Below are 17123 nucleotides of genomic sequence, written 5' to 3' on the forward strand. Positions count from 1 at the left end.
CGTGAGAAACGCGCGGTCGCGCCGGGGTCGGCCCGGAAAGCCCTAGAGTGCCGGCTATGACAGGGGCCGGAGCGGACTGGCGGGTGGTCGACGGTGTCACGACGGCATGGTTCGACGCGCCGTCGCTCATCGAGGGGGCCGCGCTGGCCGGGCGCGTCGTGCAGCTGTCGGCGGAGATCCTGGTCGACCTTCGCGCGACGGGTACGCGGGTGCGCCTGGACGCGGACCGCCACGCCGAGGCGGTGTCGGCGGCCGCGCGAGACCTCGGGCTGACCGCGAACCCGGCGGTGTCGCAGCACCTGAGCGTCGTTGTCGAATCCGCGAACCCGTCAGCGGTGCGGCGGTTCTGGCAGCGCGCGTTGGACTACGCGCCCGCCCGCGACGGCGGATTGGCGGATCCGTTGCGGCGCGACCCCGCGATACGGATCCGGCAGTCGACCGAGCCGCGGCCGTGGCGCAACCGCATCCATCTCGACGTGGCGCGGCCGGCCGCGGCGGCCGAGCGGGCGGGCCTGGGTGAGGCGTCGGGACCGTTCGAGGCCTGCCACGCCGATCCCGACGGCAACGAGGTCGACCTGCTGCCGGGCGACGCCCTCGGCGACGGGCCCGGCACAGCCGACTGGCAGGAGGTGTTCAGCGCGATGGCGTGCTACCGCGTCACCTCGCCGGCGGCGCAGCGGGACCTGGCCGCCGCAGCGGCCATGCTTGCCGACGACGCGGGCTTCCCGCTGCTGATCGACATGCGCCCCGGACTCGTCATCCTGGACAGCGGCAAGGACCAGTGGGACGACGACGTCCACAGCCTGGAACTCGACTTCACCGACCTCGCCGCACAGCTCCAGGCCGCCGCCCGCGACCTCGGTGCCACAGCGGATCCGGGGCTGCCGCGTTTCGCCCAGGTCTTCCTCGACGCCGCCGACGTCGAAGTGCTGCGCGCGTTCTGGGCCGCCGCGCTCGGATACACCTACGACCGGCGAGCCGACGTCACCGACATCCACGATCCACGGCGGCTGAACCCGGTGCTGGTGTTCCAGGAGCTCGACGCCTCGGAGGTGGAGCGACGCCGGCAACGCAACCGCATCCACGTCGAACTCGCCGTACCGCCGGATCTCGCGCAGACGCGCCTCGCCGCCACCGTCACAGCCGGTGGCCGGATCCTCGACGAGTCGGCGGGCCGGTGGCTGCTCGCCGACCCCGAGGGCAACGAGATGGTGATCGTCAGTGGGCCCGGGAGACCGACCTGACGGCCTGGCAGGCGCTCAACCGGTACGCCACCGCACGGCGCACGGCATCGACGTGAAGCCGTGCTGGTGCGGTGAGTGGCAGCGCCGGGCCCGGGTCATGTCGACGTCGTACTCCGAGACGAGCGCCCCGATCTCCTCCAGCGCGATCCGCATCTCGAGGCGGGCCAGTCCGGCGCCCAGGCAGAAGTGCGGCCCGTTGCCGAAGCTGATCAACCGTCCGGTGTCCCGGTCGAGATCGAAGCGGTCCGGGTCCTCGAAGACACGCCGGTCCCGGTTGGCCGAGGCGTGCAGGATCACCATGCGGGCGCCCTCGGGCACCCAGGTGCCATGGATCAGCGTGTCAGTCGTGAGGACGCGGGCGACCATCTGGCTCGCCGAGTCGTAGCGCAGTGTCTCGCCCGCCCAGTCGTCGGCGCGTCCGTTCAGCCCCGCCCGTTGCACGTCACGGTGCAGGTGGCCGTAGTACCAGGCGTTGCCGATCGTCTTGCCCGTGGACTCGTTGCCGCCGACAAGCATGATGAACATGAACCCGACGATCTGCGCGTCGGTGAGCTTCGCGCCGTCGACCTCCGCCTGGGTCAGCCCTGAAGTCAGATCGTCTCCGGGCCGGCGGCGCAGGGTCCGGACGACGTCGAGCAGGTACTCGGCGAGCCGGAGCGCGGCAGCCGTCGAGGTCGCGCTGCGACCGTCCGACAGGTCGTCGCGGTGGTTGAGCTCGTCGGTGTCGGCGCGGACCTGATCCCAGTCCGCGGCGGGAATGCCGAGCAACTCGCACAGCACGTCGTTCGGCAGGGCAGCCGCGTACTCCTCGGCGAAGTCGAACGCCGGCAGGCCGCGCAGCGTCTCCAGTCGCTCCCGGGCCAACTCGCGGATCCTCGGCTCCAGCGCGGCGGCCCGGCGCGGCGCCAACGCGGACGACACGAGACTGCGGTAGCGGCCGTGCTCGGGCGGGTCCATCGCCAGGAAGAAGGCGGTCTTCCTGGCGTCCGGCCCCCACAGGTCGGGCTCCAGGGCGATGCCGTTGCGGCTGGAGTACCGCGTCGGGTCACGCAGTGCCGCGGACACGTCGGCGTAGCGGGACAGCGCCCAGAAGTCGCGCTTCTCGTTGCGGTACAGCGGCGCGTGCTCACGCATCCAGGCGAAGATCGGATACGGGTCCTCCTGCACCGCGTACGAGAAGGGGTCGTACTCCGGATGGCCGTCGTCGCGCGGCGCCGTCACCCTCGCTCCCGGCCCTGGGCGGCCTCCCGCTGGGCCTGGAACGCGTGGCCGGCGAGGGGCGCGTCGGGCTCGTTGCCCGCGCTGGACAGCAGACGCAGGAACGCGCGGGCCCAGCCTTCCGCTGTCGGCGCTCCGGCCGACCGCGGCACGGTCTCGACATACAGGCGGTCGCCGTCCTGCGACACGAGGAAGACGACGTCGACCGGCACCGTCGACGTGCAACGGCCAGGCGACCGCGCGAGCGCGTCGCGGAAGCTCACCGCCGCGTCCGAGAGCCGCGTCGACAGGGGAGTGACGGATTCGAGGGGGCCGCGGATGACCCGGGCGCGGACGGGCGGTCCCGGCAGCGGCATCCGCAGGACCAGCTCGGTCGCGCAGACCGACAGCGGAACAAGGTCGTCCACAGCGGCCGCCTCCGCCAGCCGGCGCAGGGCATGCGTCAGCGCCTGGGGAATAGCCACGGGACCGACGCACTCCGGCGGCGTCGATATCTCGCTGTCCTGGTGCGTCGTCGTGTCGCTCACGAACACTCCTACCGCCGGTCGTCTCGGCCGCCTCAGTTAACGAACCTGCCACCCGGCCCGTCAACCGGCCGCCGTGTCCCCGGTTCGGCGGACAGTTCGCCGTACGGACGTCGCACCCGCGCAAGCCGTCGCCCATTCACGTGACGTCCCGTCGATCCCTGGCGTACCTAGGGTCGAAGTACGAACGCCAGGACTCGGGAGGGTGCCGCAATGAGCGAGGCCGGTACCGTGACGCTTACCGACGCCGGGGCGATCGCACCGTTCGGGTACGAACTCGTGCGCACGTGGGCTCTCACGCACCCCGAGTCGCCGGCGCTTGTCGTCGCCGACAAGTCGAGCGATCCGGTGAGCTACGCCGAGCTGGTCGACCGGGTCGACGGCCTGGCGGCACGTCTGCGTGCCGGCGGCGTCACGTCGGACCAGCCGGTCGCCGTCCTGCTCGACAGGTCCACCGATTCGGTCATCGCCATGCTCGCTGTCATGGCCGCAGGCGGGGCGTACTGCCCGCTCGACGTGACAGCGCCCGCCGCGAGGCTGGCCGCCGTCGTCGGTGCGCTCGGTGCCGGCGTCGCAGTGGCCGAACGCGCCGACGCGCACCGGTTGCCGCCGGGCCTCACGATCGTGCCGCCGTCCGGTCCGGCAGTGGATCCCCTGCCGGCGGTGTCGCCGCACCTCGACGCGCTTGCGTACATCATGCACACGTCCGGGTCGACCGGCCGGCCCAAGGGCGTCGCCATGACCCACGGCGGGCTGGCCCGGCTGCTCCGGTGGCAGGTCGGCGACGGCCGGCCGGGCCTGCGCACGCTGCAGTTCACCGCCACCTCCTTCGACGTGACGTTCCAGGAGGTGCTCTCGACGCTCGCGACCGGCGGGTGCCTCGTGGTCGCCTCCGAGGAGATCCGCCGCGACCCGGCCGCGCTGCTCGACGCGATAGTCGAGCACCGGATCCAGCGGCTGTTCCTGCCGTACGTGGCCCTGCAGTTGATGGCCGTCACGGCCCAGCGCCGCCAGGTGGTGCCGGACTCGCTGGAGCACGTCGTGACCGCCGGTGAACGCCTCATCATCACCCCGGCCATCCGCGCGCTGTTCGCGGCGATCCCGCAGTGCCGGCTCGACAACCACTACGGGCCGACCGAAGCGCACCTGGTGACCAGCCTGACCCTGCCGGCCGACGCCGCCGCGTGGCCGGTCGTGCCGTCCATCGGCGCCGCCGTGGACGAGGTCGTCTGCCGGGTCCTCGACGAGAAGCTCGCGGACGTCGCCGACGGGGACATCGGCGAGCTGTACGTCGGCGGCAGCGGCCTCGCCAGGGGATACCACGGCGATTCGGCGCTGACCGCGGAACGGTTCGTGGCGGACCCGTTCGCGCTCGCACCGGGCAGCCGGCTCTACCGCACCGGCGACCTGGTGCGGGCGCGCGCCGACGGCGATTTCGACTTCGTCGGCCGGACGGACACCCAGCTCAAGGTGCGCGGGTTCCGGGTGGAACCGGCCGAGGTGGAGAACGCGCTGCTGAGCCACCCCCGCGTCGACGCCGCGGCGGTCGGCCTGCGCGAGGTCGCGGACGGCGTCCCGGTCCTGGTCGCCTACCTGCAGACCGACGGCGAGGTCACGCAGCGGGAGATCACCGACCACGTGCGTGGCCAACTGCCGCCCTACATGGTCCCGACCCGTTGTGTCCCTGTCGAGCGGCTGCCCCGCACCGCGAGCGGGAAGGTCGACACGCTGGCGCTGGCCGCGCTCGACCTGCCGGACCCGACCGGACCACGCCCGGCGGAGGCGCCGTCGCTCACCGAGCTCATCACGTCGATCTGGGCGCGGGTGCTCGGGCACGACGAGTTCGACGCCGACGACGACTTCTTCGATGTCGGCGGCGACTCGCTGCTCGCGACGTGGGTCGTGACCGAGCTCGAACAGGAGCTGGGCCGGACCGTCGAGCTGTCGGTGTTCCTGGACTACAGCACCGTCGAGGATCTCGCCGGCGCGCTGGGGTCCGAGGCGACGGTGCCGGAGCAGCGCCCCCGCTCGTCGCAGATCGTCACGCTGCGGGCCGGCCCTTCCGGGCGCAGCCTGTACCTGGTCCACCCGCTCGGTGGCGAGCTGCTCGGCTACCGCGAGCTGGCACGCGCCTCGCGGGCGCCGCTGCGCCTGCTCGGCATCGGCTGGCAGGGCGAACCGCCGGCGTTCGGCAGCTCGCTCGCCGATATCGCCCGGGTGCACGTGGAGCAGCTGCGCACCATCGAGCGGGACGGGCCGTACCGGCTCGCGGGCTGGTCGTTCGGCGGCGTGCTGGCGTACGAGATGGCCCAGCAGTTGACCGCCGCCGGCGGCGATGTCGAGTTCCTTGCCCTGCTGGACGCCAACCCCCTCATCGATCCGATCACCGGCCTGCCGATGGACCGCACGCCGTTCCTCGACATGCTGGACTCCGTCCTCGCCCGGCTGGACGACCCGGCCTCGACCGAGGCCGACATAGAGGAGCTGACCAGCGGGCAGACCTGGACCCAGCTGATGGGCGCGCCGGTCCGCGGTGCCTCGTCCGGCGGGTACCTGCGGACCGCGCTGCAGACAGCCCGTTCGTGCATGAACGCGGCGATGCGCTACGAGCCCGCCCCGTACGCCGGACCGGTCCACCTGTTCCAGGCGACCGGATCCGATGACGAACGTCAGGCGCGACTGGCCGAGGCCATGCGCGGGCTGTGTCCCGGATCGCTGACGGTCATCCCGATCTCGGGTGACCACTGGGGCTTCATAAGGGGAGAGCACGTCGCCGAGGCGGCGCGCGAACTGGATTCGGCGCTGCAACGCGTGGGGCGGGTAGGGAGCATGACAAATGGATCTTGAAAACGACCGGAAGACCTTCGCCGAGCGGGGCTACATGGGCCCGTTCACCCTCTGGGAGCCGGAGGAGATGAACCGCTGGTGGAAGACGCAGCGCAGGGAGCTGCTCGACCCCGCCAACAACGCGCGCAAGGTCTTCGACAACCCCGTCAACTACGACCGTCACCTCGACATCCCCGGCCTCAGCAAGCTCATCACCGAGCCGGAGATCGTACGACGGATGCAGGCGATCATCGGTTCGGACATCTTCTGCTGGCGTACCGAGTTCTTCCCGAAGAACCCTGGTGACACCGGCACCGGGTGGCACCAGGTCGAGACGTACGCCATCGGTGAGGCGACGACCGGAATGCTCGATGCGACCGACAGGTCACCGGAGGCTCCGATGGAGCTCACCTGCTGGGTCGCCTTCACCGACGCGACCCGGGAGAACGGCTGCATGAAGGTCATCCCGGGCAGCCACCGGGAGTGGAAGTACGACGAGCGTGCCCCGATGGAGTGGAACGGCTCTGCCCGGGACAACTCGTTCTTCGGCTACAACTACGACGACATCAAGCTCGACAAGCACTGGGACCCGGACCAGGAGAACGTGGAACACCTGGAGATGCGGGCCGGCGAGTTCTTCATCTTCACCGCCCGGTGCATCCACGGCTCGAACCCCAACGTCAGCAACCGCCAGCGGATGGGGTTCGCGATCCGGGTCGTGCCCACCCATGTGCGGGTCTACGGCGGGATGACCGAGTTCGACGAGTTCGGTCACCACTTCGACCTGTCCCGGCACGGCTGCGTGGTGGTGGCCGGCGAGGACGAGTACGGACACAACCGGGTGCGGTCCGAGAACGCGTGGGGGGAGCCGTTCACCCCGATCGACCGGTTGGCGATGTGACCGCCCACCGGTCAGACCCGAACGACCTGTGAAGGAGTAGAAGTGACCGCGACGTTCACGTTCGGCGACCGGTTGGCCGCCAGCCCCGTCTACCAGAAGTTCCGTGACCACCCGTTCTTCGCGGCGGTCGACACCGCCGACCTGACCAAGGAGCAGGCCGCTCTGCTCATCGAGCAGTGGTGGTACCCGCTGCACTACTTCCCGACGTTCCTCGCCCGCTGCGTCGCCGTGCTGCCCGACATCGCGGCCAAGTCCGCCATCACGCGGATCCTCAACCAGGAGGCCGGCGGCGGCCGGGTCGACCTGGCGCACGAGGTCATCTACGTCGAATCGATGGTGAAGTGCGGCTTCGACCGCGACCGGGTCACCGGGACGACTCCGTACCCGGAGACGGCGGCGCTCGTGGAGGGCTACCGGCAGGCCTCGGAGAAGCACGAGGACGCGCTGGGCTTCATCTTCGCCACCGAGACCACGGACCTGCTCATGGTCTCCAGCATCGGTAAGGCGATCGAGCGGACGACGGGCGTCTCGGACAACGATTGGGTCGCCATCCACGTCGAGCAGGAGCCGGACCACGTGGAAGAGGCCAACCACGCCCTGATGGCGGACTTCAGCGCCGAGCAGGAGGACGCGGTCATCGCGGCGGCCGACGAGATGTGGCGGCTGTGGATCGCGTTCTTCGACCGTCTCGCCCTGGAGTCCGGCGTCGGGGCGACCACCCAGGCCCCGTGAGTTCCGTGGACGTCCGGGCGACCTACACGCGCTTCCCGGCGTGGACGCAACACTTCTGGACCTGGCAGACCGGTAAGGCTCTGCCAGGCCAGGAGCCGTTGATCCGGCACACGTGGGCCTCGTACCTGACGGTGACGCTGACGTTGTTCCTCTCCGGGCTCGCGGTCTCCACGGTCGCAGTGGCAGTGATGTTCCCACTGTGGTACGTCGTGTTGCTGCTCGGCTGGGTGCTGACGGTCACCGGCGAACGGATGATGGTCCTCGTCATCGCCCACCAGGCCCTGCACCGGAAGTTCTCCGGCAACGCGGCGACCGACCGGTTCTGGGGCGAGGCGGTGACGGTCCTGTCCGTCTTCCACACCTTCCGGGACTTCAAAGAGGAACACTTCGACAACCACCACCGGCGCGAGATCTTCGCGACGGAGGTCGACCCGCCCGTGCAGTTCCTGCTCGATCTCGGGTTCCGTCCGGGCCTCACGCGCGCCGAGCAGTGGCGGCGCGCGTGGAAGGTCTTCCTGTCCCCGGTCTTCTACGCGCGCGGCTTCCTCGGCCGGGTCACCAGCAACCTGCGGGCCGGCACCTGGCGGCGGGTCGGGTTCGCCGCCTGGGTCGGCTGGTGGCTCTCGATGCCGTTCTGGATGCCGAACGGCCTGCTCGTGCTTGTGCTCGCGTTCGTGCTGCCGGTCATCCTGTTCGCGCAGCTGAGCGCGTTGCTGGACCGGTTGGGCGAGCACGAGTGGCTCGCGCCGCGCAACCCGGAGTTCGGGCACCGCTTCTACACGGCGGCGAACACCAACGCCCGCTACTGCGGCGCGCCGGTCCCGGCGCGCTCGCTGCCGGCGGGCGCCAAGGCCGTCGCGTGGGCGCGCTGGATCGCGGCCACGCTGTGCTACCACATCCCGTCCCGGCTGCTCGTCGTGGTCGGTGATCTGCCCAACCACGACTACCACCACCGCTATCCCTCGACGGCGGAGTGGACGACCGCCGCGTACGCGCGGCAACGCGACATCGACACCGGGCCGGAGGGCCCGCCGTATCGGGAGGTCTGGGGGATGGGCGCGGCGATCGACCAGGTCTTCCGGGCCTGGGAAGGAACCGGCACCGGTGCGCTATCACATCGTTGACACGTTCGCCGACGGGCGGTACGCGGGTAACCCGGCGGCCGTGGTGGCAGTGGACTCGTTCCCGGACGAGGCCAGCATGCAGGAGGCCGCCCACCGGATCGGCCTGCCCACCACCGCGTACGTGGTGCCGGCCGGGCCGGGGGAGTACGGGGTGCGCTGGTTCACCCCGTACAAGGAGATCAACCTGTGCGGGCACGCCACTATCGCGAGCGCACGGCACCTCTTCGAGGCTGCTGGCGACCTCGGGTCCGACACGCTGCGCTTCGTGTCGGACAACGGCGTCCTGTACGCCGAGCGGGTCGGTGACCTGATCGCCATCGATCTGCCGGCAGCCACGCTGATGCCCGCTCCGCCGCCGCAAGGGCTCCTCGAGGCCCTGGGCGTCGACGCCGTGGGGTGCGCGGTCTCCAGCGACGACGTCCTCGTCGAGGTCGCCTCCGCCGAGGCCGTGGCCCAGGTCCGTCCGGACTTCGCGGCGCTTGCCCGGTTGCCCTTCCGCGGGCACATCGTGACAGCGCCGGGACCCTCCGGCGTGGACTTCGTATCCCGGACGTTCTTCCCGTCGCTGGGGGTCGACGAGGACCAGGTGTGTGTCACCGCGCACTGCAAGTTGACCCCGTTCTGGGCGCGGCGGCTGAACCGCCAGGCGCTCGTCGCCCTCCAGTTGTCGCAGCGTGGCGGGCGGCTCGAGGTGGAACACCGCGGCGACCGGGTTCGGGTGCTCGGCGCCGCGGTCCGCCGCGGCGGCGCCCGGGACCTCGCCCTGGCCCTCAGGTAGAGGAGACGACAGGTGTTGACACTTCTGCTGGCCCTCCTGGTGATCTTCGTTGCGGCGCGGATCGGTGGGGCGCTGGCCCGTCGACTCGGCCAGCCGGCGGTGATCGGCGAGATTCTCGCCGGCATCCTGCTCGGGCCCACGCTCTTCAACGGCGCGGTCACGTCGGCCGTCTTCCCGACCGATGTGCGACCGACCCTGGCCACCATCGCCAGCGTCGGTGTCTGCGTGTTCATGTTCCTCGTCGGCCTGCACCTGGACCACCGTCTGCTGCGCGGCCAGAGCCGCATCGCGACAACCGTGTCGCTGAGCGCCATCGCGCTGCCGTTCGGCCTGGGGGCGCTGCTGGCCCTCTATCTCCTGGGCAACCACCCGGCGGAGAACCGTCTCGCGTTCGTGCTCTTCCTGGCCACCGCGATGTCGATCACCGCGTTCCCGGTGCTTGCCCGGATCCTGGCCGACCGGGGCCTCATCGACACGCCGATCGGTGGTCTCGCGCTGGCCTGCGCGGCAGTGGACGACGTCCTCGCCTGGTCGCTGCTCGCCGTTGTCGCTGCGCTCGCCGACGCCGGCGGTGACCCGTGGCGCGTCCTGCTGGTGATCCCGTTCGCCGCCGTGATGCTCAAGGTCGTGCGGCCCGCGCTCGCCCGGCTGGCCCGGCGCTACCCGGACGGTGGCCTTCTCAGCGGGACCGCGGTGCTTGTCGCTGTCGCCGCAGGCCTCGCGGCGTCGGCGGCGGCGACCGAGTGGATGGGCCTGCACGCCATCTTCGGCGCGTTCCTCTTCGGCGTGGTGATGCCGCGCGAGGGCGCGGTCGCGGTCCGCGAGCGGGTGCTGCCGCTGATCGAGAAGATCAGCACGTGGGTCCTGCTCCCGGTCTTCTTCATCGTCGCCGGCATCAAGGTGAACCTGTCCGGGCTGGGCGGCACCGCCGTCGGCGAGCTCGCCCTCATCCTGCTGGTGGCGATCGGTGGCAAGTGCGCCGGCGCGTTCTTCGGCGCCCGGATCAGCGGTGTGCGCCCGCGCCACTCGCTCGTTCTCGCGCTGCTCATCAACACCCGCGGCCTGACCGAACTGATCGTGCTGACCGTCGGCCTGCAGATCGGGGTGCTCGACCAGGATCTCTACTCGCTGATGGTGGTGATGGCCCTCGTCACCACCGCGATGGCCGGCGTGTTCCTGCGGTTCGTGTACCCGCCGGAGCGCGTGCGGGAGGACATCGCCGCACGCGACGCCGACGCCGACCCGCTCGGGCGGCGCGACCCCGAACGAAAGGAGCCGGCGTCGTGAATCCGGTGGCCCGCAAGTCCGTCTGGCTTCAGCGTGCGCCCTCGCCGACCGTCGAAGGCCGGGTGTTCTGCATCCCGCACGCCGGCTGCGGCACCAGCGTCTTTCGCAACTGGCCGCAGGAGCGGGCCGGCGTCGAGTTCCTCGCCGTGGAGCTGCCGGGCCGGCTCACCCGCTTCAGCGACCAGATGCCGAAGACCTTCCAGGACCTTGCCGCGGAGATGATCGAGGGTCTCGCGCCGTACCTGGACGTTCCCTTCGCCTTCTTCGGCCACTGCTGGTCGGCACTGATCGCCTACGAGGCCACTGTCGCGCTGGAGCGTTCAGGCGGGCCCCGGCCGGCGGGGCTGTACGTCTCGTCGCTCATGGCACCTCAGGACGAGGTCATCGGGCGCCTGATGACCATGAACGAGGCGCAGTTGGCGGAAGAACTGGGTAAGACGGTCCGCGACATGGGAAGCAGCCCTCATCCGGAGTTGGTCGCCATCTACGCCGACATCCTGAGGTCGGATCTCGACATGAGCCGGCACTACATCGCCTCCGACCCGGGCCCGCTGTCCTGCCCGATCTCCGCGTTCGGCTGGAGCGACGACTCGGAGGTCACGCCCGACCAGATGACCGGGTGGGCCGAATGCGGCGAGACCACCCTGCGGGTCCTCCCGGGGGAGCACAACCGCATCGTCGACGCGCCGCCGGAACTCCTCGACCATCTGTGCTCGGGCCTGCGCGCCGGGCGGTGACGACGGCCCGGCGCGGCGATCATCCTTTACCGTGCAGGGTCAGCGGCACCGAGCGGTAGCCCCGCAGGAAGCTCGACTCCATGCGCCGGGGTTCGCCGGCGAGTTCGGCGTCGTCGACGAGGTCGGCCAGGGCCCGCAACAGTGACGCGATCTCCAACCGGCCGAGGTAGGCCGCGATGCAGTAGTGCGGTCCGTGGCCGAAGCTGAGGTGCGGGCGGCTCCGCGGGCTCAGGCTCATGTGCTCGGGGTCGTCGAAGACGTCCGCGTCCCGGTTGGCCGAGCGCAACCACAGCGTGACCAGTTCGCCCCGGCGCATTGTCACGCCGCCGATCTCCAGGTCATCCAGGAGAGACCGCATCACGTGGTTGACCGGTGCCTCGTACCGCAGCAGTTCCTCGGCGGCGACGCCGAAGTCGGCGTCGCCGGCGCGCAGCGACGCCCAGAACTGACGATGCCTGACCATCGTCAGGGGGATCGCCGTCAGCACGTAGCGGGCCGAGGCGTTGCCACCCAGGATGAAGTCGTGGCAGTTCATGATCGCGGCCGAGCGGCTCATGGCATCGCCGTCGCGCTGGGCCTGGGCCAGCGTCGTCGCCAGGTCGTCTCCCGGACTCCGGTACTTGCTTGTCAACAGCTCATCGCAGTACGCCAGCAGTTCGACGTGGGCTGTCATCTGCGCGGTCGCCGTGACGTGACCGGCCCCGCTGAACGCCATCTGGCTGAGTTCCGCGAGCCGTGGGCGGTCGCTCTGCGGGATCCCCAGCAGGTCACAGGCGACGGTGGTCAGCAGAGGCGTCACGATCGAGTCCACGAAGTCGACCGACGGCTGCGCGGCGGCGTCGGAGACCAGCCGTCGGGCCAGTGCGTGGGTGCTGTCGGTCAGCCGCCCCAGGGCCCTCGGTGAGAAGGCGGACTCCAGCGCGCGGCGCATCCGCGCGTGCGCGGGATCGTCGGCAACGAGCATAGACAGCCCGCCGGCGGCCTCGCCGGCCGCGATGTCCGACGGCTTCTCGCCGAGCCGGTTGCCCTTCTGCGACGAGAGCAGGTGGCTGGCCCGGAAGACCTCGCGGACCTGCTCGTACCTGGTGACGGCCCAGTGCTCGCGCAGGCCGGTCATCAACAGCGGCGTGCCGGCGCGGCGCATCGTCGCCCAGAGCCGCTCCGGTCGCTCGCCGGCGTACAGCCTGGGATCCGCCAGGTCGACGGTGACGACCTGGTCCAGGATGTCGTCCGACTCGCCCGTCTCGACGTCCGTGGTCATGGTGTCGCCTCCGATGGGCTCAGACGTGCGATGGTGCCGGCCAGGTCGCGGACCGTCAGGTTCGCGAGCACGTCCCTCACCGACAGGTCGACCTGGAACTGTGTGGTGCACAGCTCGATGAGCTTGAAGACCAGCAGAGAGTGTCCACCGAGGGCGAAGAAGCTCTCCGTGACGCTCACCGCGTCCCGACCCAGGATCTCGCAGAAGATCCCGGCGACCTGCTCCTCGATCGCGTTCGCCGGCGGCACCAGCGGCAGGGTGTCCGCGCCGCCGGTGCGGTCGATCTGACTCAGCAGCGCTGAGATGTCGACCTTGCCGTGGACGAAGGTCGGGATCTGGCTCACCACTGTCACGGTGCTCGGGTGCATGGCGGTGGGCAGCAGCGTGGCGGCGTGCGAGAGCAGGGCCGCCGCCGAGACGGACCGCCCCGGCGCCGCCGTGACGAAGGCGGCGATCTCGGCGTCCCGGTCGGGCACGACAGTGACCACGCACTGGCTGACGTCGTCGTGCTCGGCCAGGACCGCCTCGATCTCGGCCAGCTCGATGCGTACGCCACGGACCTTCACCTGCCGGCCGATCCGGCCGAGGTGCTCGAGCACCCCGTCCTCCCGGTAGCGGCAGAGGTCGCCGGTGCGGTACATGCGCGCGCCGGGCTGGTCAGTGAACGGGTCAGCCAGGAATCGCTCCGCGCTCAGCGCCGGCCGGCGGTGGTAGCCCTGCGCGATCCCGACCTCGCCGCCGACGAAAAGCTCACCGGCCACCCCGATCGGGGTCGGTTCGAGGTTGTCGTCGAGGATGTAGACCCGCCGGTGCTCCGGCGGCGACCCGATCATGACCGGCGCGTTCGGCTCGACCGCCAGTACGGTCTCGGCCACGCAGCCCAACTCGGTGGGCCCGCAGCAGTTGACGAGCTCGGCGTCGAAGCGTTCGTGGAAGCCGTCGCGCACCCGCGGGGTGACCGGCTCGCCGCCGCAGAACACCCGGCGCAGCGAGGGGCAACTGCCGCGCGACGTGTGGTCGTAGAACGGCTGCATCATCGTCGGGACCATGAACATGCCGGTCACCTGGTGCTGGTCGATGAAGTCGCGCAACCGTACGGGATCCCGGTGCGCCCCGGGCGGGCAGATGGCGACCCGCGCACCGCAGTAGAGCGGCCAGAAGATCTCCCAGATCGACACGTCGAAGCCGTACGACGTCTTGAGCAGGACGGTGTCTCCCGGCCCGTACGGGTACCGGCTGTGCAGCCAGTAGGTGTCGGCAAGGGCGCCGTCGACCGGGTACGCCACGGCCTTGGGACGGCCCGTCGTACCCGATGTGTAGAGCATGTGGATCAGGTGGTTGCCGGGCTCGGGCGGAAGGTCGTGGGTCGGTTCGGTGGCCCAGCGCTCGCCGTCCTGGTCGACAGCCAGCACCAGCCCGGAGCCCTCGGGCACGCGCGGCCGGGTCGTACGGTCCACGAGGACGGCCACCGGGGCCGAGTCCTCAAGCATGAAGGCCATCCGGGCATCGGGCAGCTCGGGGTCGATCGGTACGTACGCGGCCCCGCTCTTCGCCACCGCGTACAGCGCCACCATGAGGTCCACGCTGCGTTCCATGCTCACGGCCACGAACGTGCCCGGACGGGCCCCGGCCGAGCGCAGCAGCCAGGCGAGCTGGTTCGCCCGGGTGTTGAGCGCGGCGTACGTCAGGCTCGCGTCCTCGCTGACCACCGCCTCGGCGTCGGGCGTGCGCCGGACCTGCTCCTCGAACGGCTGGGCCATTGTCGTGGAGCCGATGTCCGGCCGGCGGTAGGGGTTGAGGTGGTGAAGGATGCGTTCGCGTTCGGCCGGCGGTAGCGGCGAGCGCGCGAAGACGGGCTCGTCCGGCGCGTCGGTGGTCGCCACGGTGGTCACGGCGTCACCTCGGCGACGGCAGCAGACGCCGGTACGGGCTCGACGGGCATAGGTGACTCCTTTGTGCTTACGTCCGGAAGTTCGTCATCGAGGTGGCGCAGGCGGGGGTAGGCGAAGCCTGCGATCGCGCAGCCGACGGTGAGCACGCCCATCAGCATGAGCAGCAGTGCGATCCCGCGCCCCGGGCCGTCGCCGACCACTGCCGCGACGAACGGCGAGCGCACGTCCTCCGGACCGACCAGGGGCTGGAAGACGTGGTCGACGGCGGGCCCGGCCACGAGGTAGGCGATGAGCTGAGGGGTGTTGGCGACCATGCCGAGCAGGGCCATCGTCCGGCCGAGCAGATGGGGCTCCACCTTGGTCTGCCAGATGGCCTGGTTGCTGCCCATGACAATGGCCAGGCTGCCGAGGAAGAGGACGGCACCGATGGTGATCAGCGGGACATTCGGCCGCAGTGCCCCGATGACAGTGGCCACGCCGAGGACGAGCGTGAAGCCGAGGATGCCGTGGATGCGGCGGCGCGGCCCGCCCCAGATGCTCATGGCCACGCTCGCGGCGATCATGCCCAGGCCGCCGATGGACATGACGGTGCCGAGGACGTTGGGCTCGGCGAACGCGAGAACCAGCGGAATGATCAGTACGTCGACGAAGCCTGCGCAGAAATTCAGCGCGCCGAGGAAGACCATCAGGGCCACCAGGCCGTGGCGGGCAGCGACCCAGCGCCACGCCTCGGCGAACTCACGCAGCAACGACATCGGGTGGGCGGGCGTCGTCGCGGCACCGGCCGGCCGCGGAATGCGGACGAGGGCCAGGGTGATCAGGGCGAGAGTGAAGGAGACGCAGTCGAGCAGGATGATGCCGGAGATGTCGATGGCGAGCAGGAGGTAACCGCCACCGATGGGCGCCAGCACCTGAGTCGTCGCCAGGGCCACCATGCGCAACCCGTTCGCCCGGCCGATGTGCCGACTCGGTACCAGCAGGGGCACCGCAGCCTCGAACGAGGGCGTTTGCAGCGCCCCGATCACCGACAGGCAGGCGACGATCGGGTAGATGTGCCAGATGGCGAACCGATCGGTGGCGAGCAGCGCGGCCAGGGTCAACATGACCACGGCGGAGGCGATGTTGCTCACGACCAGGGCACGCCGTGGTCCCCACCGGTCGACGAGCGAACCCGTGAACGGTGAGGCCAGGATCTGCGGGAGATAGGCAAGCGCGTAGATGACGCCGAGCGTCGTGACCGACCCGCTGAGCAGGTAGGCGTAGACGCCGAGGGCGAAGCCGGACAGGCTCGACCCGGCCAGCGAGACGAACTGTCCGCACCAGAGAACCATGTAGGTGCGTAGGCCGGTGGTAGGTGCCGCCATCTGTCCTCTTCGGGTCGGTGGATCCAACGAACTATGAGTCGGGCAGGGCCGGCGTCGGTCCACCGGGAGTCGGGACCGGCGCGCCGAGGGCGTCGCGTACCGCTGTGGCGAGCGCGGCCAGGTGCGGTGGCCGCAGCATCGTGTAGTGGTCGCCGGGCACGGTCCGGCGATCAAGCCGGGGGCAGAGCGCCTGCCAGGTCACGTCGTCGTCCGACCCGTCCGCCCCGTCGGCGGTCCGGATCAGCGTCACCGGCCCGTCGTACCGGCGCGGCCGGTGGGTGTGCAGCGCTGCGACGTTGGTGGTGAAGGCCCGCATCCGCAACCGCACCTCGTCGCGCAGCCCGTCGGGTACGAGACCGGCCTTGTCCAACACGTCGAGGGCTGCCTCTTCCAACGCATCCCGGTCCAGCCCTTCGAGCGTTCGCGGGTCGACGTCGGAAAGCGTCACGTCGGCAAGGCCAGCCAGGTCGTACACGAACGACGACAGCGTGGACAGGTCGTCCGGTGGTTGCGGGTCGTTCGACAGACCCGGGTCCAGCAGGACGACGGCGCCGACCGGGTCGCCCGCGTCGGCGAACTGTCGCGCCATCTCCAGAGCGATGACCCCGCCGAGCGACCAGCCGCCCACGTGGTACGGCCCGTCTGGCTGCACCTGCCGGATCAGGTCCACGTACGTCGCGGCCCGTGCGGCCAGGTCGCCGACCGCCTCGGCGTGGCGCAGCGCGGGATCCTCGATGGCGTGTACCGGCTGGTCGTCGCCGAGCGTGCCCGCCAGTTGGGCGTAGCTGGTCACCGACCCGCCGGACGGGTGCACCAGGAACAACGGTGGCCGCCCGGTCGCCTGGTGCAGCGTGACGAGGCCGTTGCCGGCGTACCCGGCAGTGTCCGCGTCCCCGGCCCGGTCGACAACGGCGGCCAGGCGTTCAAGCGTGGGGTCGGCGAACAACGCGTGGGGGTGAAGGGTCACGCCAGCCCGGTCGCGGATGCGGGCGACCAACTGCGTGACGTGCAGGGAGTTGCCGCCGAGGTCGAAGAAGTTGTCGGTGGTGCTGATCTGGTCGATGTTGAGGAGGTTTTGCCAGGTGGTGGCGAGCCACTGTTCGGTGGGGGTGGTGGGTGCGATGTGTTCGGTGGTTGTTGGTGTGGGTTCGGGTAGGCGGGTGGTGTCGAGTTTGCCGTTGGGGGTCAGTGGTAGTTCGGGAAGTGTGATGAGGGTGGTGGGGACCATGTAGGTG

At 70.6% G+C, this 17123-nt stretch carries 14 protein-coding genes; 8 read left to right on the forward strand and 6 right to left on the reverse strand.

Annotated features, from left to right (window positions below):
• Positions 1-56: 56 nt before the first annotated feature.
• Complete coding sequence (locus ADK66_RS07905) at positions 57-1244, forward strand: VOC family protein (protein WP_053653245.1); 1188 nt, start codon at positions 57-59, stop codon at positions 1242-1244.
• Between the two features lie 15 nt (positions 1245-1259).
• On the opposite strand, the gene ADK66_RS07910 is transcribed toward ADK66_RS07905, so the two are convergent.
• Together ADK66_RS07910 and ADK66_RS07915 are read right to left on the reverse strand one after the other, a co-directional pair.
• Positions 1260-2465, reverse strand: coding sequence for a cytochrome P450 (locus tag ADK66_RS07910; RefSeq protein ID WP_053653246.1), 1206 nt, complete (start codon positions 2463-2465; stop codon positions 1260-1262).
• Positions 2462-2989 carry a hypothetical protein gene (locus tag ADK66_RS07915; RefSeq protein WP_157552321.1) on the reverse strand — a complete coding sequence of 176 codons (528 nt, stop codon included), beginning with the start codon at positions 2987-2989 and terminating at the stop codon, positions 2462-2464. Before ADK66_RS07915 ends, ADK66_RS07910 begins: the two co-directional genes overlap by 4 nt.
• 210 nt (positions 2990-3199) lie before the next feature.
• On the opposite strand from ADK66_RS07915, the gene ADK66_RS07920 reads away from it, so the two are divergent.
• The 7 genes from ADK66_RS07920 to ADK66_RS07950 are packed head-to-tail and all read left to right on the forward strand — an operon-like array spanning position 3200 to position 11371.
• Positions 3200-5833, forward strand: coding sequence for an amino acid adenylation domain-containing protein (locus tag ADK66_RS07920; RefSeq protein ID WP_053653248.1), 2634 nt, complete (start codon positions 3200-3202; stop codon positions 5831-5833).
• Positions 5823-6713, forward strand: coding sequence for a chlorinating enzyme (locus tag ADK66_RS07925; RefSeq protein WP_053653249.1), 891 nt, complete (start codon positions 5823-5825; stop codon positions 6711-6713). The genes ADK66_RS07920 and ADK66_RS07925 overlap by 11 nt, the downstream gene beginning before the upstream one ends.
• A 42-nt stretch (positions 6714-6755) precedes the next feature.
• Positions 6756-7445: a TenA family transcriptional regulator gene (locus ADK66_RS07930; RefSeq protein WP_053653250.1), complete on the forward strand. Its 690-nt coding sequence runs from the start codon at positions 6756-6758 to the stop codon at positions 7443-7445.
• Positions 7442-8569 (forward strand): fatty acid desaturase, encoded by a 1128-nt coding sequence (locus tag ADK66_RS07935; RefSeq protein WP_197281451.1) that lies wholly within the window; start codon positions 7442-7444, stop codon positions 8567-8569. Before ADK66_RS07930 ends, ADK66_RS07935 begins: the two co-directional genes overlap by 4 nt.
• Complete coding sequence (locus ADK66_RS07940) at positions 8550-9347, forward strand: PhzF family phenazine biosynthesis protein (protein ID WP_053653251.1); 798 nt, start codon at positions 8550-8552, stop codon at positions 9345-9347. The genes ADK66_RS07935 and ADK66_RS07940 overlap by 20 nt, the downstream gene beginning before the upstream one ends.
• 12 nt (positions 9348-9359) lie before the next feature.
• A complete protein-coding gene (locus tag ADK66_RS07945) occupies positions 9360-10634 on the forward strand; it encodes a cation:proton antiporter (protein ID WP_053653252.1) in 1275 nt (424 codons plus the stop codon).
• Positions 10631-11371 carry a thioesterase II family protein gene (locus ADK66_RS07950; RefSeq protein WP_082377306.1) on the forward strand — a complete coding sequence of 247 codons (741 nt, stop codon included), beginning with the start codon at positions 10631-10633 and terminating at the stop codon, positions 11369-11371. Before ADK66_RS07945 ends, ADK66_RS07950 begins: the two co-directional genes overlap by 4 nt.
• Positions 11372-11390: 19 nt before the next feature.
• Here the strand turns inward: ADK66_RS07950 and ADK66_RS07955 are convergent, their stop codons facing one another.
• From ADK66_RS07955 to ADK66_RS07970, 4 genes are all read right to left on the reverse strand, one after another.
• Positions 11391-12632, reverse strand: coding sequence for a cytochrome P450 (locus tag ADK66_RS07955; RefSeq protein WP_053653253.1), 1242 nt, complete (start codon positions 12630-12632; stop codon positions 11391-11393).
• Positions 12629-14524, reverse strand: coding sequence for an amino acid adenylation domain-containing protein (locus tag ADK66_RS07960; RefSeq protein ID WP_053653254.1), 1896 nt, complete (start codon positions 14522-14524; stop codon positions 12629-12631). Before ADK66_RS07960 ends, ADK66_RS07955 begins: the two co-directional genes overlap by 4 nt.
• The gene (locus ADK66_RS07965; RefSeq protein ID WP_197281452.1) at positions 14521-15888 is read right to left on the reverse strand and encodes an MFS transporter; all 1368 of its coding nucleotides are present in this window, start codon (positions 15886-15888) and stop codon (positions 14521-14523) included. Before ADK66_RS07965 ends, ADK66_RS07960 begins: the two co-directional genes overlap by 4 nt.
• Before the next feature lie 31 nt (positions 15889-15919).
• The coding region (locus tag ADK66_RS07970) for an alpha/beta fold hydrolase (RefSeq protein WP_231639961.1) at positions 15920-17123 on the reverse strand (1204 nt) is incomplete at its 5' end.

Source organism: Micromonospora sp. NRRL B-16802 (genome assembly GCF_001279555.1).
Classification (GTDB): domain Bacteria; phylum Actinomycetota; class Actinomycetes; order Mycobacteriales; family Micromonosporaceae; genus Micromonospora; species Micromonospora profundi.

What these genes read in the sequence shown, in the direction of transcription:
- ADK66_RS07905 (WP_053653245.1), top strand. Translation starts at nt 57, where the DNA reads ATGACAGGGGCCGGAGCGGACTGGCGGGTGGTCGACGGTGTCACGACG.
- ADK66_RS07920 (WP_053653248.1), top strand. Translation starts at nt 3,200, where the DNA reads ATGAGCGAGGCCGGTACCGTGACGCTTACCGACGCCGGGGCGATCGCA.
- ADK66_RS07925 (WP_053653249.1), top strand. Translation starts at nt 5,823, where the DNA reads ATGGATCTTGAAAACGACCGGAAGACCTTCGCCGAGCGGGGCTACATG.
- ADK66_RS07955 (WP_053653253.1), bottom strand. Translation starts at nt 12,632, where the DNA reads ATGACCACGGACGTCGAGACGGGCGAGTCGGACGACATCCTGGACCAG.
- ADK66_RS07965 (WP_197281452.1), bottom strand. Translation starts at nt 15,888, where the DNA reads ATGGCGGCACCTACCACCGGCCTACGCACCTACATGGTTCTCTGGTGC.